The sequence below is a fragment of the Methylocapsa polymorpha genome, from assembly GCF_045689225.1.
Taxonomy (GTDB): Bacteria; Pseudomonadota; Alphaproteobacteria; order Rhizobiales; family Beijerinckiaceae; genus Methylocapsa; species Methylocapsa polymorpha.
The window spans coordinates 945,953-971,465 of the sequence record NZ_CP136862.1 but is presented as its reverse complement, the minus strand read 5'-3'; the positions used below and the strand labels follow the sequence as shown (position 1 = coordinate 971,465).

Here is a 25,513-nt window from a genome sequence, read left to right as displayed (position 1 = left end):
CTTAACGGTTGCGCTCGACCTTATGCTGACCAACTGAAGAGATGGGAGAACAAGGGATGTTCCATAAAGGCGGATTGCGCGCCGCTGTTGGTTGTGTGTTCCTTTTCGGACTCTCGACCCACGCACCGGCCGCCCCCTTGTTCGAGCAGGCGGCGCCAGCCAAGACGCCGGCGTTCGTTGACGCGGAAATCACCAAGGTCGTTGTTTTTGGCAAGAACAGCCGTCGCACCGTCGAGGATTTTGCCGCCGAGCACAAGCTCAACGCCGCGGAGCTTCGGCATAAGTTCACCGCCTCCGGCCTCATAGAATGCGGCGCTGCGCATGGCGCGGGCCAGCTCACCTTGACCGATGATCTGGTGACGACGGCGGCCCATGTCTTTTATGATGAAAAAGGCGCCCCACGCGCCAAAGCCTGCTTCTTCGTGACCGAGGCCGACGGCAAGCAGGTCCGAACTCCGATCGACCTGAGTTCAATTGTCGCGGGCAGCACCAATCCCTATGCGATCGAGGCGGTACATGATTGGGCCGTGGCGCGTCTCAAGCGTCCGGTCGACGGGGTGACGCCTTATGGACTCGCGGAATCGCCGCGCCCGAATATGCCTGTCGAGTTCATTGCCCGTGGTCACATCGACTGGGGCGAGGGGCGCAAGCTGTCGATGGAAAAATGCGCCTTGCATGATCAATTGACGGTCGGGGCGGAAGGAACGCGGGAATTCTCCTTCGATTGCGAGACCGGGGATGGCGCATCCGGCGGCGCGGTGATCATGGGCGCGGGCGATCCGGTCGTTGGCGCGATTTTGGTCGGCTGGCGCAGCAACAAGCCGTTTCGTTCGGCGCCTTTTTCGCAGTCACATTATAATTTCGCCGTGACGATCGAAGGCGCCTTCAAGAAAGCCGTTATGGCCGCCGCCGCCAAGGTCGTGGTCGCGAAATAGACCTTTACACAGCCAGACGGGTTGTGCGCCGACGCATGAACGCCGCGGCGGAGCGGGACCCGGCCGAGGACCAGCTCAACCGAGGGCTCTGCGATCGACGCCTGAGCAAACGGCCGCCGTCTGCTCCAACGCTTCCTGAACTTCGCAGAGGCTTTGCAGAACTCCGACGCAGAGTGCGCGGATTTCATCGGTCGGCCTGAGCATGTCCGGCACCATGATCGTCGCCATGCCGGCGGCGCTTGCGGCGCGAACGCCATTGTGCGAATCCTCAAGCGCGAGGCAGCGCGTCGGAGCGGCGCCGAGCGCTTCTGCGGCTTTGAGGAAAGTCTCAGGATGGGGCTTGCCGGAAGCGACGTCAGTGCGGGCGACGACAACGTCGAGCAGCTCCAGTACGCCAGCTCGCCGCAAATGATCCTCAGCCGCGTCGCGATCCGACGAGGTCGCCAATCCCCTCGGGACGCCACGGTCTTTCAGGAACTCGAGAAGGTCGCGGGCGCCCGGCTTCAAAGGGACCCCGGACCCGCAAAGACGCTCAAACGCGGCGCGGCAATGCCGATAATAGTCCAACAGTGGAAAGTCCGGGCCGAAATGGGCTTTGAGCAAGGCGGCGCTGGTTTCCTTCGGCGAGCCAATGAAGCTCAGATGCAGAGCGTCCACCATCTCATGTCCGACGCGCGCGCATGCTTCAAAGATCGCCGTTCGGTAGAGAGCTTCGGTATTCAACAATAAGCCGTCCATATCGAAAACGACGGCTTCGAGAGGGTCCGGTATCATCGACGCTCCGTAATAAAGGAAATAGCTTCAACAGGCTCCCGACACATAAGCGCCTTGCCTCGAAATAACGCTCGCAAGAGATCTCCCGACCGCGCCGCTGGACCCCGCGCCATGTCGTTCATGCTTCAGGATCTTTGACCGGCGCCGGCCTATTCTGGGCCCGGCGCGCCGGCGACGCGAAGGCGCCTGCAAGCGCTACCATCGCATCAAGGCGCTGCCCCAAGCCATTCCTGCGCCGATCGCCATCATTGCGATGAGATCGCCCTTCTTGAGGCGTCCGGCCCGATTGGCCTCGTCAAGGGAAATCGGCAGCGACGCGCTCGACGTATTGCCATAGCGATCGAGATTCAGCCAGCATTTTTCGAGCGGTATGTCGAGCCGCTCCAGGACCGACTCGACGATGCGCGCATTGGCCTGATGCGAGACGATATGGTCGATGTCGCCGACTTTCAGCCCATTGGCTTCGAGCGCTTCGAGGATCGCCTGCGGCAGCACGCGGACGGCGAATTTGTAGATCTCGCGCCCGTTCATCGTGATCTTGTGCATATTCCTGGCGAGAACGTCCTCGGATTGCGGATGCTGGCTGCCGCCGCCGGGAATCGACAAGATGCCGGCCGCCGTTCCGTCGGAATGGAGATGAGTCGAGATCAGGCCCCGGCCGGGATCTGATGTGGGGCCGACGACCATGGCTCCCGCCGCATCGCCGAAAAGGACGCAGGTGTTGCGGTCGGTCCAATCGACGAGGCGGCTCAGAAGCTCAGCGCCGACGACGAGTATCCGTTTCGCCTTGCCGGTCCGGATGAATTGGTCGGCGATGCTCAAGCCAAACAGAGAACCGGCGCAAGCGGCGGAAAGATCGAAGGCGAAGGCCCGGGTCGCGCCAAGCTTGGCTTGAACGATAACCGCGCAAGAGGGCAGCGGCATGTCGGCCGAGATGGTGGCGACGAGGATCATGTCGAGATCTTCGGCCTTGCAGCCAGCCATCGCCAGCGCGTGCCGCGCGGCGATCACGGCCATATCGGATGTGACTTCGCCTTCCGCCGCGATGCGGCGCTCCTTGATGCCGGTCCGCTCGCTGATCCAGGCGTCGGTCGTAGCGACCATGTTTTCGAGATCTTGGTTCGTCAGAATCCGCTTTGGAGCATAGGCTCCAGTCCCGAGAATATGGGTAGATATCAAAACCCTGGCCTCTCTCAACCACAGGCGGGGAAAACGAATGGAGGCCGCGGCGGAACGCTCAATTTTCCTTCTGGGCTTGCGTAGCGCCCGCTAGCCGCCTCGCTTTGGCTGCGCCCAACATAATCTTGGGCGCTCCCGTGACGCCGCGCTCGAAATCGCGGCCTTTCCCCACAGGCGCGAACATGGGGGGAGCGAACCATTGTTCGCCCTAATGCTAAAGGGGATAAGCCGAAACGTCGCGATTAGCCAGCCGTCGGCGTCCGATCTCCTCCAAGAAGAAGGGATCAGCCATCAATTATCATTAAAATTGTGAAACAAATTGTTGCGGCGCGTCGAAATCACGATTTGGACGGGTCAACGACGCCGTCTGGCCTTGGCGGCCGGCGGGTCGGAGGCGCTCAACTGATAGGTTTGCTGCAGCAAGGCTATGACGCCGCGGGCGCCGCGCAGCACCTCATTGTCGACCCGAGGCCTGACCGCCGCCAAGGTCCAGTTTGCAAGACCGTCGGGATTGTCGCGCGGTTGCACAAGAACCTCATGGACCCGTTCGAAGCCGTCGCATTGCTTCAATGCTTGCAAACATACCGCCTGAAGCTCTGCGCAGGATCGGATTTCACGTAGTGCGGAGTGCCTCAAATGGATTTTCCCAATAGTGCGAGGAAGCGATCGATAGATCAGAAGAGCGAGACCCAACCTGACAGGCGGCGCTGGAAAAGCAAACCTCCGGTCCGCGAGCCTATAGATCAAGTTGTTTCGCGGTCTCGCAAAGGCTTGATTTCGAGCTTTTGGTCCTTCTTTTTGACCCTTATTTACATCAAAACGAGAAGTCAGGGCGATAACCATAGGCTATGCAGGAAGAGCATTCAACCTTGCCTCTGCAAAGCCGGCCAATGACGCCCGTCGCCACCCATGACAAACGCTGTACTCGCGCTTCCGTTCCCTGATTCGCACCGGCTCCCGTCAGTCACGCCTCGTGTTTCCTGTTCGGATCCGTCCGTTCCCAAACCGATTGGCGAGCGCCTGCCCGGTCTCGCCTAGCGTCCGCGGGCCCGCTCTCAGCTCGAACTTGCCGGCCGCTTGGCCCCTCGCGAAATGCGCGCTAAATCTCAAGAGGTTGCATATGGAAGTCGATTGATCTTCGCTAATATCTCGGCCGGCGCGCCCCGTTCGCGCAGGGTGAATAAGGTCGCCAAGTTGATGTGGCCCGCTTGACCTAAACAAGAGACAAAAGTTAGTGTTGCGCTTCGTCTTGAGAAGTCACTCCAGACGGGAAAGGGCACCATGCGCATGTTTTTGGGATTTATCCTCGGCATACTTCTTACGATCGGCGCGGCCTATATCACGGATTCGGTTCGCAAGACCGACGGACCCGAAGGATCTGTCGAACGGCCTGTGGTCAATTGGGACGTCGTCGAACGCGGCGTCAAGGCTTTGACGTCGAGCATCCAGGATAGTTGGACCCGGCTGACCGGCCGCGGAAAGGACCTGTAGCCGCGCCAGACCGAATGCGGCTCGCGTCAATTCGGCCTGGCTTATGTCCATTGCGTCAGCGTAATTGCCGCGTGAACCGGAGGATGAGTCGCGAAAGGAAAAAGCAGTTTCGCGATGAGATCAGGCTCAATCAAAAGTCGATGGCCAAAATCGGTTCGGCCCGAGCCGGTTTTGGTCTAGCGCGCAGCCTTCGAGCGCGATGTAAGCCACGCCTTCGCTTCAGCCACTTGCGGCGCGGTTGTCAGTCTATCTTCTCATTGGGATAGACGCCCCAGAGATCAGATTGCTGAATATAGCCGTTGAAGCCCTCTACCGAGACCCGGCACCAGGCTCCGTCGCAACTGCGCACATTCGCAATGACATTGGATTGCAGTTTCGCAATCATCGCCGATTGGGCGTTCGCCTTGTCGTAGAGCGTCGAATCGATCGCTTTCTTCCATGGCGCGACCAAAGCCGTTCGCCGGCCCGAAAGAAGCGAGTGGAGCACCCAGCCTTCCGCGCCTTCCGAATCGCGGACTTTGCGCCAGATTTCGAATTCGGCCGTGATCTCGACGGGAAGGCCGGCGCGTTGAAAAACCCAGGTCGTCCGATGGTCTTTCGAGGGGCCTTCGCGCAGGTTCACGCGATCGGATTTCAGGCTCACATAGCGCGGCACGGGCAAGCCGCTGGCTGTGCCTATTTGCTCGGCCAGGGCAGTCCCGACGATGGCGATGGAGCAGAAAGCGACGGCGAAAGACAAAGCAAGCCTATGCAACATGCAAATGCGATAAGGCATGATCGGCACTAACCCACCCTCTAATTCTTTCATGCCGGAGGACGGAGCGCAGGCTCCGTCGGCAGTTGCGTCAAGCCGCGCCGAAGGGAGTCTTGGACCGGTTTCCCTATGGCGTCTTTCTCAATTATTCACCTTGGCGAATAGCGCGAAAACTCGAAAGCGGAGCCAGCGGTCATTTTCCCGCCCCGTCGGCGCCGCGTATCGCCTCATTCATCGTTCACCATTCATTTTGCGCTGCAGCGCGACGGCTCTCCGCGAAAGGCCGTCCGGTGTTCTTGTCTTTGCCCGGCCATCTGCTACAGAGGCCGCACCCAGTGCATGGAGGGAAGGAATTCGCCTTTCTTGTGCATTGGCTATCGTTAAAGTCGGGTGAAGACCGGATCGATTTGGCGGCTCCTCGTCTCACCACCGTGAGGCGGCGCGCGAGGCGGCAAGCGCTTGCGCGTTTCGGCGATCTCGGGAAGGGCGCAAGACCAGTCGGGAGGACGGGACACAGGATGGGCCGGAAGAAACCGCTCGTTGTCGTAACGCGTAAATTGCCCGACGTCATCGAAACGCGGATGTGCGAGCTTTTTGACGCGAGGCTCAACATTGACGACAAGCCAATGTCGCGAAACGAGCTCGCGGCGGCCTTGCGCGCCGCCGAAGTGCTCGTGCCCACTGTCACCGATCGGATTGACGCCGAATTGATCGCGCTCGCCGGCGAACAGATGAAGCTCATCGCCAATTTCGGCACCGGCGTCGACAATATCGACGTGCCTGCGGCCTTGAGCCGCGGGATGACCGTCACCAATACGCCGGGCGTCCTGACCGAAGATACAGCCGACATGACGATCGCCCTCATCCTGGCGGTCGCGCGCCGGATCGTCGAAGGCGCGAAGGCCATTCCCGCGGGCCATTGGACCGGCTGGTCGCCGACCTGGATGCTCGGGCGACGGATCACCGGCAAGCGGCTCGGCATCGTCGGCATGGGCCGCATCGGTCAGGCCGTCGCCCATCGCGCCAGGGCGTTCGGCTTGCAAATTCATTATCATAACCGCCGCCACGTCGCCGCGGCGACCGAGGAGGCGCTGGAGGCCACCTACTGGGAGTCGCTCGACCAGATGCTCGCGCGCATGGATATCGTCTCGGTCAATTGTCCGCACACGCCGGCGACCTATCATTTGCTGTCGGCGCGCCGGCTGAAATATTTGCGCCCGCATGCGATTCTCATCAACACGGCGCGCGGCGAGATCATCGACGAGAATGCTTTGACGCGCATGCTCGAGGCCGGCGAACTGGCGGGCGCGGGGCTCGACGTCTTCGAACATGAGCCTGCGGTGTCGCCAAAACTCATCAAGCTCGCCAATGCCGGCAAGGTGACGCTCTTGCCGCATATGGGCTCGGCGACGACCGAAGGGCGCATCGACATGGGCGAGAAGGTCATCATTAACGTCAAGACGTTCATGGACGGCCACCGGCCGCCGGACCGCGTTCTGCCGGCGATGTTGTAGGGCGGTCGTCTTGGCGACTGGATGGGTTCGCAACCCCTCGTTGTCTCCGCCAGATTTGGCCCTATCCTAGCCGCAATGCGCGAAAATAATTAACTTGATTGGTGCAAATTCGCTGCAACCGTCTTTGACGGATCATTCACGGAGATCATGGCCGTCGGATCCGCTTGACATTGCGACGAGCGCGCTAAGTAGTAGCTTATCTTCATCAGTGAGGCCTGCGTCCGGCCGCGGAGGATATATGTCGACGATAATCGGAAAAGCACTCAGGGCGGGGCTGGCGTTGAGCCTGACCGCAGCCACATTGGCGGCGGCCTCCGCTCCGGCTCAGGCCGGCGACGGCGGCGCGGTCGCTGCAGGCGTCATCGGAGGCATGGCGCTTGGAGCAATTGCCGGAAGCGCCCTCGCGGGTCCGCCGCCGCCCCCGCCGGTCTATTATGCTCCCGTTTACGCCCCGCCGCCGCCGCGCTGCTGGTATGAGCCGCAGCAGGTATGGAATGGCTACGGTTATGTCATTACGCGCGTGCGGGTCTGCAACTGAAGCTTCGCCCCGGCCGCACTGCGGCTTCGATGAAATCAAAGGGGCTTCGTATCGCGCGAGGCCCCTTTTTGCTTCTCCGAAAAAACTTCGTCCGAGCGTCGGCGTCAGGCGTGTGTTGAATCCAAGACCCAAATCGAGGCGCATATGACCGAGAGCGCCGACGCCTGGCCGAGCCTGGCTTTCGAGGAATGGAGGGAGACGCGCGCCACGCTGCATCTCTGGACTCAAGTGGTCGGCAAAATCCGCCTGGCCCAGGCGCCCATGATCAACCACTGGTGGCAGACGCCGTTCTATGTGACCGCGCGCGGACTCACGACCTCGCCGATCCCCTACGGCTCGCGGACATTCCAGATCGACTTCGATTTCATCGACCACCGTCTTGTCGTCGCAAGCAGCGACGGCGGCGTCGCAGGCCTCGCGCTGGCGCCGCGCTCGGTCGCGAGCTTTTACGGCGAGCTCATGGAGCAGCTAAAGGCGCTCGACATAGACGTGAAAATATGGACGACTCCGGTTGAGATCCCGGACGCGATTCCTTTCGAGAAGGATCATTCACACGCTTCTTACGATAAAGAATTTGCGAACCGCTTTTGGCGCATCCTCGTTCAGTGCGATCGAGTCTTCAAGCTGTTCCGATCGCGCTTCATCGGCAAAGTCAGCCCGGTTCATTTCTTTTGGGGCAGTTTCGATCTTGCAGTCACCCGCTTCTCCGGCCGGCGCGCTCCCGACTTCGTAGGCGCAGCCCCAAATGTCGGCAACTGGGTCATGCGCGAGGCCTATTCGCATGAAGTCAGCAGCTGTGGATTCTGGCCGGGCGACGATAGATTTCCGACGCCCACATTCTATTCCTACGCCTACCCGCCGCCGCCGGGCTTCTCCCTTGCAGCGGTCCGACCGAGCGGCGCTTATTGGGACGGGAGCCTCGCGGAATTTGTCCTCCCTTATGACGCGGTGAGGCGCGAGAGCGCGGTCGACGAACGGCTGCTGGAATTTCTCGAGAGCACTTACGTCGCCGCCGCAGATCTCGGACATTGGGATCGCGCGGCGCTGGAACGAGATTGGGCCGTGTAGCGGGCTCGTATGAATGAGAAGTCATGAGTTTTTACGACCGCTGGATTCTACCTCCGCTTCTTGATCTGGCGATGCGCCAACGCCAGCTCGGGAAATATCGTCGCGAGGCGGTTTCACGCGCGCGCGGCCGCGTGCTGGAAATCGGCGTTGGCTCGGGATTGAATCTGCCGCTCTATGGCGGCGACGTGGAGGCGATCATCGGCCTCGATCCGTCGGAGCGGCTCCTGGCGATGGCGCGACGGCGCGCAGTGAAGGCCGGCGCGCTGGTGGATCTTGTATTGGGTTCGGCGACCGACATTCCGCTGGCGAAGGCCAGCGTGGATACTGTCGTGATGACTTGGACGCTTTGCTCGATTTCGGATCCGCTTGCCGCGCTGCGCGAGATCCGCCGCGTGCTGAAGCCGGGCGGCGTCTTGCTGTTTGTCGAACATGGCCTGTCGCCCGAGCCCGCGGTCGAGCGCTGGCAACACAGACTGACCCCGATGTGGCGCCACATTTCCGGTGGTTGTCATCTTGACCGGAAAGCCGATGATCTCATTCGCGCGGCGGGCTTCGAGATTGCGGAGCTGCGGACCGAATACGCCGATGGTCCACGCGTGTTGACCTACATGTATGAGGGCCGGGCGGAATCGCCCGCATCTGTCGAAATCGCGTGATTTTTAATCTGTATCAAGGTGGGGACGGCGAGGATCGCCAATTCTCGGCGGGATCCAGCGCGCAGGAGAACAGTCATGTCCGACACGAGCCGGGCCGCGCCGCCAATTGCAGGCGTCGCCCTCCCGCAGCCCCGGAAGAGCGGCGGCAAGCCTCTATTCGACGCCTTGAGCGAGCGCCGCAGCTCGCGCGAGTTTCGCCCAGACGGCCTGGATGCGCGGACCCTCTCGGAACTACTCTGGGCCGCTTTTGGCGTCAATCGGGAGCATGGGTTCCGCACGGCGCCATCCGCCCATGACTGGCGCGAGATCGACATTTATCTCGCCTTGCCCGACGCCCTTTATGTCTATGATCCCGGCGCCCATGCTCTTGCGCCGGTGATCGCGCAAGACTTGCGCGCCGCGACGGGCTTGCAGGATTTTGTCGCGACCGCCCCGCTCAATCTGGTCTATGTCGCCGACTTCGCGCGCGTGGATTCGCAAGATCGAGCCGAGCAGCGCTTCTACGCGGCGGCCGATGCCGGCCTCATTGCCCAAAACGTCTATCTCTTCTGCGCATCGGAGGGATTGGCGACCGTCGTGCGGGGGCTCATCGACCGGCCGACTCTTGCGATGGCGATGCGCTTGCGTCCGGAGCAACGGGTGATCCTCGCGCAGACGGTCGGCCGTCCGGTCTAGCGAGGCTCCTATGGCGGAGGCCGCAGCATTTGCTCCAGGCGATCGAGAAAGACCGCTTGTCCCTTGACGATCTTGTCTCGCGCCAAATCGAGCGGGAGCCATTCGGCGCGGTCCACTTCGGGAAAGCGGAGCCGCCGTCCGCTTTTTGGGGGCCATTCGATTTCGACCAATGCGCTTTGGATGCGCGTAGGATCGAGATCGCCGGCGAGCGCAAAGGCCGTGACTCTTTTGCGTCCGGACTGAACCGTGTCGCCGAGTGGGATAAGGGCGCCGGCCGGGCGAACGCCGATCTCCTCTTCGAACTCCCGCACGGCCGCCGCTTCCGGGGTCTCGTCATCGCCATATTCGCCCTTGGGAATGGACCAGGCGTTGAGATCCTTGTTGCGCCAGAACGGGCCTCCGGGATGGATGAGCAGAACCATAGGCTCGCGATCGGCGAGGCGATACATCAGAATGCCGGCGCTGCGCTTCACGATGCGAGGTCAGACAGGTTCGATATGGCCTTCGTCCAGAGCAGGGCGGGTTGATCCACGGCTCGACGCTAGCGCCGAGAATAGGCGCGCATGAGGCCGGCGATCACGGCTCCGGCGATAAGCAAGCCGACAACCGGAAGCAAGATTAAGAAAGCGCCCAGAAAGAAAATCAGCAGCGCAATCGAAACAACGGCGCCGAGCAGCGCGAAAGGAATGAGGCTAAGCGGGCCGATCTTGGCGACATAAATGTGGCGCACGCCATCCTCGTCGATGACGACCCGGCTCCATGAGCCGCTCGTTTCTCTGCGGTCCGGATGGCCCGGCGGAATGATCTCCGGCTCGGGATGGCGTCCTTCGTCCGGCGGGATTGGTCGTTGGTTGATCATATTCTTAAGGTCACGGGTTGATGGCTTCGCGCTATAATGTGGTGACGCCGCTGAGCGATCACAACTGCTCACGCGCGGCGTCGCCTACGCTGCGGCTCAAGCTGGATTCTTCGGCTCAAGGGCCGTTAAGCGATTCCTTCGACGGCGTCAGAGCCGAGCTTCTCGCGCCTTCAGGCTCATGCTAAATTTCGCTGATGAAGAAGCCCGCGTCGATTGATGGCCTTAGCGCGGCGCAAGCGCGCCGCGAGCACGCCCGTCTTGGCTCGGAAATCGCCGCGCATGATCAGAGCTATTATGCCGAGGATGCGCCGACCATATCGGACGCGGAATATGATGCGCTGCGGCAGCGCTATGAGGCGCTCGAAGGCGCCTTTCCCGGGCTTGTCACGCCGGAGTCCTTGACAAAAAAAGTCGGCGTCGCGCCTTCGGAGAAATTCGCCAAGGTTCGCCACAAAGTGCCGATGCTTTCGCTCGGCAATATTTTCTCCGACGAGGAAGTGGTGGACTTCGTCGCTCGCGTGCGCCGGTTTCTTGGGCTTGGCCTTGATGCGCCGCTCGCCATCACCGCGGAGCCTAAGATCGATGGGCTTTCCTGCTCGCTGCGCTACGAGCGCGGGGAACTCGTCCAGGCGGCGACGCGCGGCGACGGCTACGAGGGCGAAGACGTCACCGCGAATGTGCGCACGATCGGCGAAATTCCGCATGTTTTGAAAGGCGATCCGCCGCAGGTTTTCGAGGTGCGCGGCGAAGTCTATATGACGCGCGCCGATTTCGCGGGTTTGAACGTGCGCCAGGCGGAAGCGGGCAAGACCGTTTTCGCCAATCCGCGCAATTCCGCGGCGGGCTCGTTGCGCCAGCTAGACCCTGCGATCACGGCGCAGCGGCCTCTGCATTTCTTCGCCTACGCCTGGGGCGAGGCGAGCGCGCAGCCCGCCGACACGCAAATGGGCATGGTGGCGGCGTTCAAGCATTTCGGCCTGCCGGTCAATCCGCTGATGGCGCTCTGCCATTCGGTCGAGGATTTGCTCGCCCATTATCGGCAAATCGAGTCCATGCGCGCCTCGCTCGGCTATGACATCGATGGCGTGGTCTATAAGGTCGACAGCCTCGCCCTGCAGGAGCGTCTCGGCTTCGTCTCGCGCTCGCCGCGCTGGGCGACCGCGCATAAATTTCCCGCCGAGAAGGCGACGACCGTGGTGCGCGACATCGAGATCAACGTCGGGCGCACGGGTGCGCTCACGCCCGTGGCGCGGCTCGATCCTGTGACGGTCGGCGGCGTCGTCGTCTCCAATGCGACGCTGCATAATGAAGACGAGATCGCCCGCAAGGATATTCGCATCGGCGACACGGTGACGATCCAGCGCGCCGGCGACGTCATTCCGCAGGTTCTTGGGCCTGTTCTAGACAAGCGGCCCAAGACTGCTAAGCCTTACGTGTTTCCCCAAATATGCCCGGTCTGCGGGTCGGCGGCGGTTCGCGAGATCGACTCGAAGACCGGAACCGCCGATGTCGTGCGCCGCTGCACGGGCAGGCTGGTCTGCGCGGCGCAGGCGATCGAGGGCCTGAAGCATTTCGCCTCGCGCAACGCGCTCGATATTGAAGGGCTCGGCGACAAGCAGATCGAGCTATTTTTCCGAGAAGGTCTTATTCGCACGCCGGCCGATATTTTCACGCTCGAGGCGCGCGACTGGGAGAGCCTCAAGAAGTTGAAGGACCGCGAGGGCTATGGCGAGACTTCGGTGAAAAATCTCTTCGCCGCGATCGACGCCAGCCGAAAGCCGCCGCTCAATCGCTTCATTTTCGCGCTGGGAATTCGGCATGTCGGAGAGACGAACGCGCGCCGTCTCGCCCGCCATTTCGGCTCCTTCGAGGCTCTGCGGGCGGTCGCTCAAGCCGCGTCCGAAGGATCGGAGGCGCGCGCGGAAATCAACAATATCGAAGGGTTCGGCGAGGTCGTGGCTGAAGCTATCTATGATTTCTTCGCCGAAAAGCACAATGAGGAGGTCCTCGACTCCCTGCTCGAACATGTCGCGCCGCAGCCGATGGAGGAGATCGCCGCGTCAAGCCCAGTTGCCGGCAAGACGGTGGTCTTTACCGGGTCGCTGGAGCGCATGACGCGCGATGAAGCCAAGGCGAGGGCCGAGCGGCTTGGCGCGAAAGTCGCGGCTTCGGTCTCGAAGAAGACCGATCTCGTCGTCGCCGGGCCTGGCGCAGGCTCGAAACTCGCCAAGGCGGCTGAGCTTGGCGTCGAGACGATCAGCGAGGAGGATTGGCTGAAGCTGATCGGCCGGACCGACAGTCTTGGCGATAGCTAAGGCTGAAGCCGAAGAACGCGCCGCCGAATTGGCAAGTGTTGTCAAATCAGGTCGGCGCGCCTTCAGGGCTGGGGCTGCGCCGCTTTTCGAATTTCAGGCAGCAGGGTCCCTTCGTAGGCCTCTTCGCTGATCGGCCCGACGAACCGATAGGCGATCGCGCCGTCGCCTTTCACGATGAAAGTTTCGGGAACGCCATAGACGCCCCAGTCGATCGCGACGCGCCCGCTGCGGTCGGCGCCGATCATCGCATATGGATCGCCGTCCTGGCCAAGAAAGCGGCGGATGTTGGCGGGCTCGTCCTTATAGGCGATGCCGGCGATGCGCACGCCGAGCTGCTGCAGAGCTGGGTCCTTGGAAAGCCGCATGAAAAGCCCATGCTCTTGATGGCAGGGGACGCACCAGGAGGCGAAGACATTGACCAAGGTCACTCCGCCGCGGCGAAGATCCGCGTCCGTGAACCCAGGTCGATCAGCGAGGCCTTCCACCGGCGGCAAGGCAAAGGGGGGGACCTCCTTGCCGATGAGCGCCGAGGGCAGAAGCGACGCGTCTCCTGAAAAGAGCCGGATGAAAAAAAGCCCGACCAGCGCGGCGAAAAGGACCAAGGGGGCGTAGAGCAGGCGCGACCGGCGCCGCTCCAAAGACCGCAATTCGCTCGTTGGCTTCATATCCGGCCTTCGCGCCCCGCAGGTGCATGGTCCGAGCTTTCGCCTGCGGTCCGCGCGGCGAATCGGGACAGCTCCCTTTTCAAGTTCAGGTAGTCGCGCAAGATCAGCAAGGTCATTCCCGCCACGATGACGAAGGCGAGGGCGTAGGCGGCGATGACGAAGCCGAAATTAGGGTCACTGCTCATAGGCCGCCTCGAAGGAAGGCGAAGAATATTTTAGGCCGGCTTCCTCGGCGTCGGCCGCGAGGATCGACAGGCGGCGCAAGCGGCGGCGCAGGATCTCGTTGCGGATCGCCATCAGATGCAAGGTAAAGAACAGAAAGGTGAAGGCGGCCGCCATGACGACAAGCGGCCATAGCATGGAGGCTTCGATCGCGGGACCGCCGAGGCGGAAGACCGAGGCTGGCTGATGCAAAGTGTTCCACCAGTCGACCGAAAACTTGATGATCGGAATATTCACCGCGCCGACCAGCGTGAAAATCGCCGCGGCGCGCGCGGCCTTGCCCTGATCCTCGATAGTCCGCCACAGCGCAATGAGGCCGAGATAGATTAGGAAAAGGACCAGGACGGAGGTCAGCCGGGCGTCCCAGACCCACCAGGCGCCCCACATGGGCTTGCCCCAGAGCGATCCCGTGACGAGGCAGAGAAAGGTGAATCCGGCGCCAAGGGGCGCGGCGGCCTTTTGCGCGGCGTCGGCGAGAGGATGACGCCAGACGAGCGTGCCGAGCGCCGCCGAAGCCATGACGGCATAGATGAGCATGGAAAGCCAGGCGGCGGGAACATGAATATACATGATCCTGACCGTCTCGCCCTGCTGATAATCCGGCGGGGCGACGAACCACGCGAGATAGAGGCCAAGGCTCAGAAGCGCCAAGGTGATCACCGCAAACAAGGGCGTGAGGATGCGGGCGAGCCGTAGGAAGTTCGTCGGATTGGCGTAGTTCAGCATGGGTTTCATCTAAGCCCGCGCATGCGCAAAGGCAAATCCGGGTCGCCTAAACCGCCATAGGTCCATTTTCACGTTTTTGCGAGGCTGGCGTCGGGGTCGTGATGAGTTCCCGCAAAGGAGGCCTTATGCTCTCGAAAAGACCGCAGCCTCGGAGCCAAATTGGGTTCGCGGGATCTTCTTCGAACGGGGAGCCGGCTTTATCAGAGCGGCGGGACGACGCGATAATAAAGGCCGTTGGCGCCGTAATAAGGCTGAAACCAGGTTCCGTCGCAAACATAATAATTGGCTCCGGCGACCGTCTGGTACGGGCATCCGGCCGGAACGGTGCTGACGAGCGCGCCAATCGCATAGGCGGTTGCCGCCGCGCCCGCCGCGAGGCCGACAGCCGCGGCGGCGGCACCGCAATTCCAGCAGCCGCCGCCGTAATAGTGATTGACCACGCCCGGGCCATTGAAGCCGCCGCCATAGTAGCCGCCGGCGTGCCAGCCATCCGCGTGCCAGGTTCCGCCCCAATCGGCATGCGCGCCGCCAGCGTGCCAAGCCCCGCCCGCAGGGCCGACTCCGCCGGCATGCCAGGCGCCGCCGCCGCCAAAATGCGCGCCGCCAAATCCGCCGCCCCGGAAGGCGTCGGCGGGTTGAAGCGCGCTCACGATAAGGACAGCGATGAGAACGGCGGCGCGCATAAGCAGACTGCGAGTCATGGCTGTTGACCTCAATGGCGATTGTTCATGTTGATCTTGCGATGGATCAGGGCTTGGGCGCCGGCTCGGCGTCCGGCCGTCCGAACGGGATGCGCCTGGTCGACGCCGTCGTGTGCGGCTTGAAGTCCGCCTCCTTGCTCGCCGCCCCACCCTCGAGCCTCCAATCGGAAAACTCAACCGAATGACGCGGCTTTTCGGGACTGTCCGCTGCGGTGGCCCAGATGAGCCGGGGAAGCTTGTCTTCCGACCCGATCCAGATCTGTAGATGCACATGGGGATCGGAGATCGAGACAATGTCCGTCGTCGTGTCGCCGACGAGCTTGGACTTGCCGATCACGAAGGCGCTGGTCAGCCCTTCGGTCAGAGTCTTGTAGGGATCGGCGACGATGAAATCGACGAAGGGGAAGTAAATACCCGCCTTCTCATAAATGGCGCGGAGCGCCTGATCGAGATTGCCGGACACGTTCGCGGTGGCGATCAAATCGGCGTAAGGCGTAAAGACCGCGACCTCCTTGCCGTCATAATAAAACTCGGACGGGGGGCCGTCTCCGGGGACGATGACCCGCAGCTTGTTGGGCCGCACGAGAAGCACTTCCGAACGCGTCAGGTAAAAGAGCGGCTGCCCATTCCGCGCCGGAACGTCGAAGGCGCCGCGCGCGACGAAGGAGATGCTCTTGGCGTGGGAAAGCTTGTCGCTTGCGGCTTTGAGAATCTCGAGAGCGGCCGGCTCGATCGCTGGATGGGCCGCATCGCTTGAGGCGGGGGCCGGAGCTGCTGTCGGCGCTTTATCGTTTGGCGACGGCGACTTCTCGCTCGGCGTCGCCGCCGGCTTTGGCGCCTTTTGCGCAAATGCGCTTGTCCCGAGCCCTACGAAACCCAGAGCGGCTGCGAGGAAGAGAACGCCAAGATGCTTCATGATCGCCTCAAGAGCCGTTAGCTTCACTATTGCGGATATTGTCTGATAATTCTTTTCAGGCGATGTGTAAATCGGACGCGATTCGAAATATATCGCTGTGAGAATATGACTGCATGAAGTTCGCGGATTATTATCATTCGCTCATGCGCCGCAACGCGGCCGCCGCGGCGATTGGCGCGCCGACGGTCGCCATGAGCGTGAGAGCGCAAAGGATAAGGAAGGGCGAGGCGAATGACGCCACCGCGTTTTGCGGCGCGCCGGCCGCTGCGACGCCGAAGATCAGCACCGGAACGCAGAGCGGCAAAACCAGGACCGCGAGCAGGAGTCCGCCGCGCCGCAGGCTGACCGTCAGCGCCGCTCCGATCGCGCCGATCAAGGTCAGGGCCGGGGTGCCGAGAAGAAGCGAAAGGGTGACGCTCCAAAGCTCATTCGTCGGCAGGGCGAGCATCAAGCCAAAGAGGGGCGCGGCGATCACGAGCGGCAGGCCGGTCAGGAGCCAATGGGCGAGACATTTCGCAAGAACGATGAGTTCGAGCGGCGCTCTGCTCGTCAGCAGGAGGTCGAGCGATCCATCTTCATGATCGGCCTGAAACAGCCGGTCGAGGCCGAGCAAGGTCGCGAGCAGCGCGGCGATCCACAGCATCGCCGGGGCGATCCGAGCGAGAAGCGCGAGATCGGGGCCGACGGCGAAAGGGGTCAGCGTGACGAGGATCAGAAAGAAGACGACGCCCAGGCTCGCGCCGCCGCCGATTCGCTGGCCGATCTGCAATTCGCGAATCATCAGCGCTTGAAGCGCTGGCCTCGTCATGGCTTCCGGCTTCACGCGCCGGCTCCGAGCCGCAGCTCGCGCCCGGCGAGATTGAGGCGCGCATGAGTCGCGGCGACGATCATGCCCCCTTCCGCCAGATGAGTCCTCATCACGTCCGCCATTATCTCCTGGGAGGCCGCGTCGAGGGCGGTCGTCGGCTCGTCGAGAAGCCAGATCGGCCGCGGCGCGACGAGGAGCTTGGCGAGCGCGGCGCGACGCTTCTGGCCGGCTGAGAGATAGGCCGAAGGGAGAGCCGCCACATGGGCGAGGCTGAACGCTGCGAGCGCCGCGTCAACCGGCGTTCCGCCGCGCCCGGAGGAGAGCATTGAGGCAAAGAATTCCAAGTTCTCGCTCACCGTCAGCGCGCCTTTGAGAGCATCGGCGTGGCCGATGTAATGAACCCTTTCGGCGAGCGCCTCGTCCGAAGCCGGCGCGCAGGAGATCTCGCCCGCGGCTGGCGGCAGAAATCCGGCGAGCGCGCGCAGCAGGGTGGATTTTCCGGCGCCGTTGCGCCCCGTGACGATCAAGCTCTCGCCGGCGTCGAGCGTGAAGGAAAGTTTGGCGAAAACGATTCGGCCGCCGCGTTCGACGGAAAGGCCCGAGGCCGAAAGCCGCATGATGGAGAATCCGGAGCCCGACAAATGAATGAGCGCGTTGTCTATCATCCATGTAGCTCTCGCCGTAGAAATTATTTATAAGCCCGATATCTTTTCGCTTCTCTATCCGCTTTCCGGGGACGAATTCCGCATGGCCTCGCTCGATAGTTTCAAATCCCGCAAAAAGCTCACGGTCGGCCGCAAGACCTATCATTATTTTTCGCTCAAGGCCGCCGAAAGAAACGGACTTGCGGGCATCGGGCAGCTGCCGTTTTCCATGAAAGTCTTGCTTGAGAACCTGCTTCGATTCGAGGACGGGCGTTCGGTGACCAAGGAAGACATCGAGGCGGTCGCCGCCTGGCTCGTCAACAAGGGCAAGACCGAACGCGAGATCGCCTTTCGTCCGGCCCGGGTCCTGATGCAGGATTTCACCGGCGTGCCAGCCGTCGTCGATCTCGCCGCGATGCGCGACGCCATGACGAAGCTCGGCGGCGATCCGCAGATGATCAATCCGCTTGTGCCGGTCGATCTCGTCATCGACCATTCCGTCATCGTCGACGCCTTCGGCAGCGCCAAGGCGTTCAAGACCAATGTCGATCTCGAATATAGCCGCAATGGCGAGCGCTATCGCTTTCTGAAATGGGGCCAGGACTCGTTCGACAATTTCCGCGTCGTGCCGCCGGGCACCGGGATTTGCCACCAGGTCAATCTCGAATATCTCGCCCAGACCGTCTGGACGCGGAAAGAGAAATATGCGCCGCGCCGCGGCAAGCCGGAGACCGTCGAGGTCGCCTATCCTGATTCTCTCGTCGGCACCGATTCCCACACGACGATGGTCAACGGGCTTTCGGTTTTGGGCTGGGGCGTCGGCGGCATCGAGGCCGAGGCCTGCATGCTCGGGCAGCCGCTCTCCATGCTTTTGCCTGAGGTGATCGGCTTCAGGTTCACGGGCGCGCTTGCGCCCGGCGTCACTGCGACCGATCTCGTTTTGACGGTGACGCAGGTGCTGCGCCAAAAAGGCGTCGTCGGCAAATTCGTCGAATTCTTCGGTCCGGGCCTCGACCATCTTTCGCTCGCCGATCGCGCGACGATCGCCAATATGGCGCCGGAATATGGCGCGACATGCGGCTTCTTCCCGATCGATTCGGAGACGCTGTCTTATCTCACGACATCGGCGCGCACGCCTGCGCGCGTCGCGCTCGTCGAGGCTTACGCCAAGGCGCAAGGGCTGTTTCGCACAAGGGCGACGCCGGAGCCGGTCTTCACAGAGATGCTCGAACTCGATCTCGGCTCCGTCGCGCCTTCAATGGCTGGCCCGAAACGGCCCGAAGGGCGCATCGCGCTCGGCTCGGTCGGGAAAAGCTTCAGAAGCGCGCTCGAGAGCGAATACAATAAGAAGGGGGAGGCGGAAAAACGCTTCCCGGTCGAGGGCAAGAATTTCGATCTCGGCCATGGCGATGTGGCGATTGCGGCGATCACCTCCTGCACCAATACGTCCAATCCCAATGTGCTGATCGGCGCGGGCCTCCTTGCGCGCAACGCCGTCGCCAAAGGCATTGGCGTGAAGCCCTGGGTCAAAACCTCGCTTGCGCCGGGAAGCCAGGTCGTCGCCGAATATCTCGCCGCCTCCGGCCTGCAGAAGTCGCTCGACAAGCTCGGGTTCAATCTCGTCGGCTTCGGCTGCACGACCTGCATCGGCAATTCCGGGCCATTGGCGCCGGAAATCTCGAAATCCATCAATGACAATGGCATAGTCGCCGCGGCGGTGCTGTCCGGCAATCGCAATTTCGAGGGCCGCATCAGCCCCGACGTCCAGGCAAACTATCTCGCTTCGCCTCCGCTGGTGGTCGCGCATGCGCTTGCCGGCACGGTCGCAACCGACCTCGAGACCGACCCGCTCGGCCATGACAAGAAAGGCAATCCGGTCTTTTTGAAAGACGTCTGGCCCGACCAGGACGAGATCGCCGCCTATATCGACGAGTTCGTGACCAAGAAGGTTTTCAAGGCGCGCTACGCAGACGTCTTCAATGGCGACGTCAATTGGCGAAAGGTGAAAGCGCCCGCTGGGGAAACCTATAAATGGGACATGGGTTCGACCTATGTGCAAAACCCGCCCTATTTCGAGGGGCTGAAGATCGAGCCCGAGCCGGTGAAGGATATCGAGAACGCGCGCATCCTGGCGCTATTCGGCGATAAGATCACGACCGACCATATCTCGCCGGCCGGCTCGATAAAGGAGGCTTCGCCCGCTGGGACATATTTGCTCGAGCGGCAGGTGTCGCCGGCGAATTTCAACCAATATGGAACACGGCGCGGCAATCATGAAATCATGATGCGCGGAACCTTCGCCAATATAAGGATCAAGAATTTCATCCGCCGCGCAGCCGATGGCGTCGTGCCGGAGGGCGGATTCACCAAGCATTGGCCGGACGGAGAGGAATTGCCGATCTTCGACGCGGCGATGAAATATCAGGCCGAGGGCGTGCCGCTCGTCGTGTTCGCCGGCGCCGAATATGGCAATGGGTCTTCGCGCGACTGGGCGGCCAAGGGCACCAAGCTGCTCGGCGTGCGCGCTGTCATCGCTGAATCTTTCGAGCGGATTCACCGCTCGAATCTCGTCGGCATGGGGGTCCTTCCGCTCACCTTCGAGGCGGGCGCGACATGGGAAAAGCTGAAGCTCAAAGGCGACGAAGAGGTGACCATCCATGGCCTCAGCAAAGGTTTGAAGCCGCGCCAGACCATGGAGGCGCAAATCCGATACGCCGACGGCAAAGTGAAAAAGGTCCCGCTCCTGTGCCGCATCGCGACGCTGGACGAGCTCGATTATTTCAACAATGGCGGCATCCTGCCTTACGTCTTGCGTCAACTCGCGGTGGCGTGACGGCTCTCTATGGCTTTACTTAGCGCGGCGGAAGCGCTTTCGCCGCTTCGGCGGCGTTTCCTTCCGCCTTTGGATGAATGGATATGACGACTTACAAGCTTTTTGTGCTCCCCGGCGACGGCATCGGTCCCGAAATCATGGCCGAGGCCGAGAAGATCGCGGCTTGGCTGACCAGCGCGGGAATTGTCGGGTTCGAAATCGAGCAAGGCCTCGTCGGCGGCGCCGCTTATGATGTCCATGGGACGGCGATCAGCGACGCCGACATGGCGCGCGCCGAGGCCGCGGATGCGGTTCTGCTCGCCGCTGTCGGCGGCCCGAAATGGGACGGCGTCCCTTATGAGGTTCGGCCCGAGGCGGGACTTTTACGGCTGCGGAAGGACTTGGCCCTTTTCGCCAATCTTCGCCCGGCGATCTGCTATCCGGCGCTCGCCGACGCGTCCTCGCTGAAGCGTGAAATCATCGAAGGCCTCGATCTCATGATCGTGCGCGAACTGACCGGCGGCGTCTATTTCGGCGAGCCGAAGCAGATCATCGATCTTGGCAATGGGCAGAAGCGCGCCATAGACACCCAGGTCTATGACACCTACGAGATCGAGCGGATCGGACGCGTCGCCTTCGAGCTCGCGCGCAAGCGACGCAATAAGGTCGCGTCCTCCGAAAAGCGCAATGTGATGAAGTCCGGCGTTCTCTGGAACGAGGTCATCACCGCTTTGCACGCCCGCGACTATCCTGACGTTCAGCTTGAGCACCATCTTGCCGATTCCCTCGGCATGCAGCTCGTGCGCCGACCGAAGCAGTTTGACGTGATCGTCACCGACAATCTCTTTGGCGACATGCTGTCGGATGTGGCGGCCATGCTGACGGGATCCCTCGGCATGCTGCCCTCGGCGTCGCTCGGCGAGAGAAACGCCAAGACAGGAGCGCGCAAGGCGCTTTACGAGCCGGTGCATGGTTCGGCGCCGGACATAGCGGGCAAGGGACTGGCCAATCCGATCGCGATGATTGGCTCGCTCGGCATGGCGCTGCGCTATTCTTTCGATCTCAACGACGTTGCCGACCGAATCGACCGAGCGATCTCCGGCGTGCTCGACAAGGGATTGCGCACGGCCGATATCGCGGGCGCCGGCAAGGAAACCATATCGACGGCCCAGATGGGCGATGCGATCCTCGCAGAGCTGCAATCCTCATTGGGGTGAGCGTAGCGAGATCAGACGAGTCCACAGCCGCGGAATTCCCGCTGCCCCCTATGATCTCTATATCTGCCGGTCATCCTTCTTCTGGCGAGCCATCCCCGGCGCGCCAGAGATTCGCTTCGCGTGCGGCGCTGTCAATAAGGATAGGCAGGCGTCTCGAATTCAAGGATCGGGCCCGGACGTCCTGGGACTTCAAGCGGCCAGGGCAATTCCTCATTGCCATATTTGGACCGCGCGAAGGTCTGATCCGGCGTGCGGTTGAAGATCGTATTGGCGGTCACATAATTCGACATGCTGCCGACCGGCACGACAGGGCCGGGATCGAGGAAGCTGCGCTTATTGACGGTCAGCGGCGGCTGCTCGTCGTAATAAACTGGCGTAACCGGTTTACGATGCTGGCGATGCTGGCGCGCCTGGGTCTCAGCCGACGCCGCGGTGGCGATCATCGCCAAGGCGGAAGCCACGAGAAAGACCGACGTCGTTTTCTTAAGCATTTGGCTCATCCTTTGCTGTTGGCAGCATAACGCCACAGCAGCGTTTTGGTTCGGGGGAGAGATCAAAGAAGTTAGAAATCAACGCGTTTTTCTTTGCCCCTTTGGCGAAGCGGCCTCGTAAGGCGCTTCCAGCCGGGTCGAACGCGCAAGGGACGCTCCGGGTCTTGGTCCGGCGCAAGCTGTGTCGTCACTCAAGTCCCGCGCGGCGAAGAACGCCATGAGCTGACTATCGTACGCCGCTGCGAGGTCTATGCGGTCGATGAGGCAGGCGAGCTCGGATTTCGAGGCGACAATCGCAGCAGGGTTGGCCCCGCCGCAGGCGAAGCCGGTGATGCGCAGTTTCGGCGCGGCGTTGATCATTCGAAAGCCAATGCAAGCCGAGTCGGATTCATCGTTCTGGGCCAAGTTGAGGCTGGCGGCCTCGAAGACGCCGAGGCGGGTGGGCAGTGCCGTCGGTTGCGTCGCGCGGGTGATGGCGCGCCCCATCTCCGCGGCCCGGCGGGCGAGATCGACGAAGAAAGCGGCGTCGGGGGTGGCTTCCTCGCCGACCCGGTAGATGGTGAGGCGCAGGCGTGGAGCGTCGCCGTTCACGCCGCCGAAGGTGAGGACGTCCTGCCGCCCGCCGCCGGTCCGATGCCGCCGCGCTTCATAAGATTTCGTTTCCTTGGCGAGTTCGGGCGCTTCGAGCCCGAAAACTTGCGCGGCATGTGAGATTTCGATCCAGGCCGGCAAAGGGGGAGGCGGCGGCGTCGCCAAGCCCATGTCGCGCAAGGCGGGATCCTGAGCCGCGCTCAGGAACGCCAAGACAGAGGCGAAGCCGGAGGCGGCGAGACAGCCCATCCCGAGCCGCCAAAGAAGGCGTCGGGACTGGCTGGCGCGCGATAAAGGCAGGCGAACGCCCTCATATGCCGCCCCCATGCTAATGTCCCCGGCAAAAATGTCCCCGGCAAAGTCTTGGCCTTGAAAGGCAGGGCGCCTCATGATCCATCCTCTCGCCGCGCCAGCTTAAGCGCATGTTGAATGCGCCATTATGCGGCTCGAAGATTGTGTGGAGCCTTACTGATCGAGCTTCCTTTATGATTAGCGTCAACGCCGCATTTACGAAGATTAATGCTGCTTTATCTTGCCTCGCTCCGCGGGCTGCTAAGCTGAGCCTTGGCGCATCGTCGCCGTTCGCGTTGCGGCGCGGCGCCATTTGTTCTATGCAAGGCGGCTTCGGAGCAAAACGTTCTAGCTCCCGGCGTCGATTGGGGCTCCCGGCGCGCGGCCTGTCGTCATAAACCGCAAACGGGGCTCCTGCTCCAGACGTCGAAGCTCAACTCTCGAATGGAGAACAAGATGGGGTTCAAGGTCGCCGTCGTCGGCGCGACGGGCAATGTCGGGCGCGAAATGCTCGATATTCTTGCTGAGCGCCAATTTCCGATCGACGAAATCGTTGCGCTCGCCTCGGCGCGCTCGATCGGCACGGAAGTCTCCTTTGGCGACAAGACCCTGAAGTGCAAATCGCTCGAAAATTATGATTTCGCGGGAACCGACATCTGCCTGATGTCGGCCGGCGGCGCCGTCTCCAAGGAATGGTCGCCGAAGATCGGCCGGCAGGGCTGCGTCGTCATCGATAATTCCTCGGCCTGGCGCTATGACGCGGACGTGCCTCTGATCGTGCCGGAGGTCAACGCCGACGCCATTGTGGGCTTCTCCAAGAAAAACATCATCGCCAATCCGAATTGCTCGACGGCGCAGCTCGTCGTCGCCCTGAAGCCGCTGCACGACAAGGCGAAAATCACGCGGGTTGTGGTGTCGACCTATCAATCGGTGTCGGGCGCGGGCAAGGAGGCGATGGACGCGCTTTTCGCCGAGACCCGCGCGATCTTCGTGTCGGACCCGGTCGAGAGCAAGAAATTCCCCAAGCGCATCGCCTTCAACGTGATTCCTGAGATCGACGTCTTCATGGAGGACGGCTACACGAAGGAAGAATGGAAGATGATGGCGGAGACGAAGAAGATCCTCGATCCGAAGATCAAGCTCACCGCCACTTGCGTGCGCGTGCCCGTTTTCATCGGTCATTCCGAGGCGGTCAATATCGAGTTCGAGAACCCGATCAGCGCCGAGGAGGCGCGGGAGATTCTCCGAGAGGCGCCGGGGTGCCTGGTGATCGATAAGCGGGAGCCCGGCGGCTACATCACCCCGCATGAGGCGGCGGGCGAGGACGCGACCTACATCTCCCGCATCCGCGAGGACGCGACGGTCGAGAACGGCCTCGTCCTGTGGGTGGTGGCCGACAATCTACGCAAGGGCGCGGCGCTGAACGCGGTCCAGATCGCCGAAGCGCTGATCAATCGCAAGTTGATCGCGCCGAAGAAAAAGGCCGCGTGACGGCCTTTGTTTCATTCAGGATAGATCGCCAGCGACAGTATGCCGGCTAGGTGGTCGCGCAGGTCGATGGCGCAGTCTTCGTAATTCGGAACGGTCTCAATTCGCGGCGCGAAATGGGGTGTGGGGAAATGTCTCCGACGCTATCGAGTTTCGCGCGCAAATAGACGCAAATTAAAATGACATTCAACCGTCGGGTGGGAGCCCCATTCGGGCCGCTCTATGCGTTGGAGTCGCTTTATATGTTGGACGACGCCATTCTCGGATGAGGCGCCGATCGTCGTCGGGGGCGGTCAATGGCCCCAATTTCGATGAGCTGTCGGCAATTCTCCCGTGACGTCCACGTGAGCGACGTCGCTCGCCGGAAGCAACGCCTTTTCTGAAAATCTGAGATCGAGGAGACGGCCATCATCGGTGAGAAGTTGAACGTCCTTACGACCGAACACGCCCTTTAGGGCGACTGCGGACGCGCGGATCTCGCCGCAACTTGTTACTCCGACCGACTTCTTGAAGAAGCCGTCAAAGTCATAGGACGCGCGAGCGATCTCTTCGCCGTTGCACTTCAGCACGCCCCTCCCTGAAATTCCGCCGAGATAACGCATGATCGATTTCCTTTGGGTTGGGAAAAGTCAGGCCAGCTTGCGCATGCGCCTCCAAGGCGGCTGCGAGTTGCTCAGAATTGACGAGGCAGTCCCGATGAGGACAGTCGCAACGTGAGATGGCCGGAACGCGCCGCGTTGTCGCCGTCCATTACGAATTGATAAGCGACCGCTCGCCGATGGCGATCGACGGACTGCAATGCGGACCGGCGCTGAACTTGCCCCACCTCTCCGCGTTGAGGACAAGCATAATGCGCGTGCTAGCTCTTCTTTTTGACCGGGACCAATACTCCCTTGGTCGAAAGGGCCGCCGCGGCGGCAGGCGGCTTGGTCGCCTTCGGTTTTCGGGTTTCCCTATTGCTGCGTTTCTGCCCTTTGGCCATCATAGTTTCCTTTGCGCCTGATCCATCGGCGCCGTGGGTGAAAATGCAAAGACCCCGCGACCTTCAAAAGGTGCGGGGCCATAAGGCGCAAGCGCGTCGCCAAGCGTCGCGCCGCCGCATCGTCACAAGCCGCCGGTACATCCGTGGTCGACTTCAGCGCGGCGATGCTGGATGTCGGCAGTCTCAAGAACCATTGAGCCG

General features: G+C 61.8%; 27 protein-coding genes. 11 read left to right on the top strand and 16 right to left on the bottom strand.

Features of this window, described 5'->3' with window-relative positions:
* The first annotated feature begins 56 nt into the window (after window positions 1-56).
* Entirely contained in the window at window positions 57-935 is an 879-nt protein-coding gene (locus RZS28_RS04555) for a trypsin-like peptidase domain-containing protein (RefSeq protein WP_407340130.1), read from the top strand.
* Window positions 936-1,010: 75 nt separating this feature from the next.
* On the opposite strand, the gene RZS28_RS04550 is transcribed toward RZS28_RS04555, so the two are convergent.
* From RZS28_RS04550 to RZS28_RS04540, 3 genes are all read right to left on the bottom strand, one after another.
* Window positions 1,011-1,709 (bottom strand): HAD family hydrolase, encoded by a 699-nt coding sequence (locus RZS28_RS04550; protein WP_407340128.1) that lies wholly within the window; start codon window positions 1,707-1,709, stop codon window positions 1,011-1,013.
* A 195-nt stretch (window positions 1,710-1,904) separates the two neighbouring features.
* A complete protein-coding gene (locus RZS28_RS04545) occupies window positions 1,905-2,888 on the bottom strand; it encodes a beta-ketoacyl-ACP synthase III (RefSeq protein WP_407340126.1) in 984 nt (327 codons plus the stop codon).
* A gap of 354 nt (window positions 2,889-3,242) precedes the next feature.
* Entirely contained in the window at window positions 3,243-3,467 is a 225-nt protein-coding gene (locus RZS28_RS04540; RefSeq protein ID WP_407340124.1) for a hypothetical protein, read from the bottom strand.
* A 702-nt stretch (window positions 3,468-4,169) separates the two neighbouring features.
* On the opposite strand from RZS28_RS04540, the gene RZS28_RS04535 reads away from it, so the two are divergent.
* A complete protein-coding gene (locus RZS28_RS04535; RefSeq protein ID WP_407340122.1) occupies window positions 4,170-4,379 on the top strand; it encodes a hypothetical protein in 210 nt (69 codons plus the stop codon).
* A 241-nt stretch (window positions 4,380-4,620) separates the two neighbouring features.
* Here the strand turns inward: RZS28_RS04535 and RZS28_RS04530 are convergent, their stop codons facing one another.
* Window positions 4,621-5,154 (bottom strand): SH3 domain-containing protein, encoded by a 534-nt coding sequence (locus RZS28_RS04530; protein ID WP_407341042.1) that lies wholly within the window; start codon window positions 5,152-5,154, stop codon window positions 4,621-4,623.
* A gap of 497 nt (window positions 5,155-5,651) precedes the next feature.
* Between RZS28_RS04530 and RZS28_RS04525 the strand changes: the two genes are divergently transcribed.
* The 5 genes from RZS28_RS04525 to RZS28_RS04505 all read left to right on the top strand — a co-directional run bounded on the left by RZS28_RS04525 (window position 5,652) and on the right by RZS28_RS04505 (window position 9,584).
* Entirely contained in the window at window positions 5,652-6,647 is a 996-nt protein-coding gene (locus RZS28_RS04525; protein WP_407340120.1) for a 2-hydroxyacid dehydrogenase, read from the top strand.
* Between the two features lie 238 nt (window positions 6,648-6,885).
* Complete coding sequence (locus tag RZS28_RS04520; protein WP_407340118.1) at window positions 6,886-7,185, top strand: hypothetical protein; 300 nt, start codon at window positions 6,886-6,888, stop codon at window positions 7,183-7,185.
* 144 nt (window positions 7,186-7,329) lie between these two features.
* On the top strand, window positions 7,330-8,253 hold the full coding sequence (locus RZS28_RS04515) for a DUF5996 family protein (RefSeq protein WP_407340116.1): 924 nt from the start codon (window positions 7,330-7,332) through the stop codon (window positions 8,251-8,253).
* Between the two features lie 23 nt (window positions 8,254-8,276).
* Window positions 8,277-8,909 (top strand): class I SAM-dependent methyltransferase, encoded by a 633-nt coding sequence (locus RZS28_RS04510; protein ID WP_407340114.1) that lies wholly within the window; start codon window positions 8,277-8,279, stop codon window positions 8,907-8,909.
* Between the two features lie 75 nt (window positions 8,910-8,984).
* On the top strand, window positions 8,985-9,584 hold the full coding sequence (locus RZS28_RS04505) for a SagB/ThcOx family dehydrogenase (protein WP_407340112.1): 600 nt from the start codon (window positions 8,985-8,987) through the stop codon (window positions 9,582-9,584).
* An 8-nt stretch (window positions 9,585-9,592) separates the two neighbouring features.
* Here RZS28_RS04505 and RZS28_RS04500 read toward each other — a convergent pair whose 3' ends face one another.
* A complete protein-coding gene (locus tag RZS28_RS04500) occupies window positions 9,593-10,057 on the bottom strand; it encodes an NUDIX domain-containing protein (protein WP_407340110.1) in 465 nt (154 codons plus the stop codon).
* A 68-nt stretch (window positions 10,058-10,125) separates the two neighbouring features.
* The gene (locus RZS28_RS04495; RefSeq protein WP_407340108.1) at window positions 10,126-10,443 is read right to left on the bottom strand and encodes a hypothetical protein; all 318 of its coding nucleotides are present in this window, start codon (window positions 10,441-10,443) and stop codon (window positions 10,126-10,128) included.
* A 194-nt stretch (window positions 10,444-10,637) separates the two neighbouring features.
* Here RZS28_RS04495 and ligA point away from each other — a divergent pair, with 194 nt between their 5' ends.
* Entirely contained in the window at window positions 10,638-12,758 is a 2,121-nt protein-coding gene (ligA, locus tag RZS28_RS04490; RefSeq protein ID WP_407340106.1) for an NAD-dependent DNA ligase LigA, read from the top strand.
* Between the two features lie 62 nt (window positions 12,759-12,820).
* On the opposite strand, the gene RZS28_RS04485 is transcribed toward ligA, so the two are convergent.
* The 7 genes from RZS28_RS04485 to ccmA form a co-directional block, all read right to left on the bottom strand.
* Window positions 12,821-13,423, bottom strand: coding sequence for a DsbE family thiol:disulfide interchange protein (locus tag RZS28_RS04485; RefSeq protein ID WP_407340105.1), 603 nt, complete (start codon window positions 13,421-13,423; stop codon window positions 12,821-12,823).
* Entirely contained in the window at window positions 13,420-13,608 is a 189-nt protein-coding gene (gene ccmD / locus RZS28_RS04480; RefSeq protein WP_407340103.1) for a heme exporter protein CcmD, read from the bottom strand. The genes RZS28_RS04485 and ccmD overlap by 4 nt, the downstream gene beginning before the upstream one ends.
* Window positions 13,598-14,380 (bottom strand): heme ABC transporter permease, encoded by a 783-nt coding sequence (locus tag RZS28_RS04475; RefSeq protein WP_407340101.1) that lies wholly within the window; start codon window positions 14,378-14,380, stop codon window positions 13,598-13,600. Before RZS28_RS04475 ends, ccmD begins: the two co-directional genes overlap by 11 nt.
* Before the next feature lie 191 nt (window positions 14,381-14,571).
* Window positions 14,572-15,072: a hypothetical protein gene (locus tag RZS28_RS04470; RefSeq protein WP_407340099.1), complete on the bottom strand. Its 501-nt coding sequence runs from the start codon at window positions 15,070-15,072 to the stop codon at window positions 14,572-14,574.
* 46 nt (window positions 15,073-15,118) lie between these two features.
* The gene (locus tag RZS28_RS04465) at window positions 15,119-15,988 is read right to left on the bottom strand and encodes a DUF2092 domain-containing protein (protein WP_407340097.1); all 870 of its coding nucleotides are present in this window, start codon (window positions 15,986-15,988) and stop codon (window positions 15,119-15,121) included.
* 133 nt (window positions 15,989-16,121) lie between these two features.
* Entirely contained in the window at window positions 16,122-16,796 is a 675-nt protein-coding gene (ccmB, locus tag RZS28_RS04460; protein WP_407341041.1) for a heme exporter protein CcmB, read from the bottom strand.
* An 11-nt stretch (window positions 16,797-16,807) separates the two neighbouring features.
* A complete protein-coding gene (ccmA, locus tag RZS28_RS04455) occupies window positions 16,808-17,413 on the bottom strand; it encodes a heme ABC exporter ATP-binding protein CcmA (RefSeq protein ID WP_407341040.1) in 606 nt (201 codons plus the stop codon).
* Window positions 17,414-17,543: 130 nt separating this feature from the next.
* On the opposite strand from ccmA, the gene acnA reads away from it, so the two are divergent.
* Together acnA and leuB are read left to right on the top strand one after the other, a co-directional pair.
* Entirely contained in the window at window positions 17,544-20,273 is a 2,730-nt protein-coding gene (acnA, locus tag RZS28_RS04450; protein WP_407341039.1) for an aconitate hydratase AcnA, read from the top strand.
* Window positions 20,274-20,356: 83 nt separating this feature from the next.
* The gene (leuB, locus tag RZS28_RS04445) at window positions 20,357-21,469 is read left to right on the top strand and encodes a 3-isopropylmalate dehydrogenase (protein WP_407340095.1); all 1,113 of its coding nucleotides are present in this window, start codon (window positions 20,357-20,359) and stop codon (window positions 21,467-21,469) included.
* A 131-nt stretch (window positions 21,470-21,600) separates the two neighbouring features.
* On the opposite strand, the gene RZS28_RS04440 is transcribed toward leuB, so the two are convergent.
* Both RZS28_RS04440 and RZS28_RS04435 read right to left on the bottom strand, forming a co-directional pair.
* A complete protein-coding gene (locus tag RZS28_RS04440) occupies window positions 21,601-21,960 on the bottom strand; it encodes a hypothetical protein (protein WP_407340093.1) in 360 nt (119 codons plus the stop codon).
* A gap of 78 nt (window positions 21,961-22,038) precedes the next feature.
* Entirely contained in the window at window positions 22,039-22,878 is an 840-nt protein-coding gene (locus RZS28_RS04435) for a hypothetical protein (protein ID WP_407340092.1), read from the bottom strand.
* Between the two features lie 420 nt (window positions 22,879-23,298).
* Here RZS28_RS04435 and RZS28_RS04430 point away from each other — a divergent pair, with 420 nt between their 5' ends.
* A complete protein-coding gene (locus RZS28_RS04430) occupies window positions 23,299-24,333 on the top strand; it encodes an aspartate-semialdehyde dehydrogenase (RefSeq protein WP_407340090.1) in 1,035 nt (344 codons plus the stop codon).
* Between the two features lie 290 nt (window positions 24,334-24,623).
* Here the strand turns inward: RZS28_RS04430 and RZS28_RS04425 are convergent, their stop codons facing one another.
* Complete coding sequence (locus RZS28_RS04425; RefSeq protein WP_407340088.1) at window positions 24,624-24,932, bottom strand: hypothetical protein; 309 nt, start codon at window positions 24,930-24,932, stop codon at window positions 24,624-24,626.
* Between the last annotated feature and the right edge of the window lie 581 nt (window positions 24,933-25,513).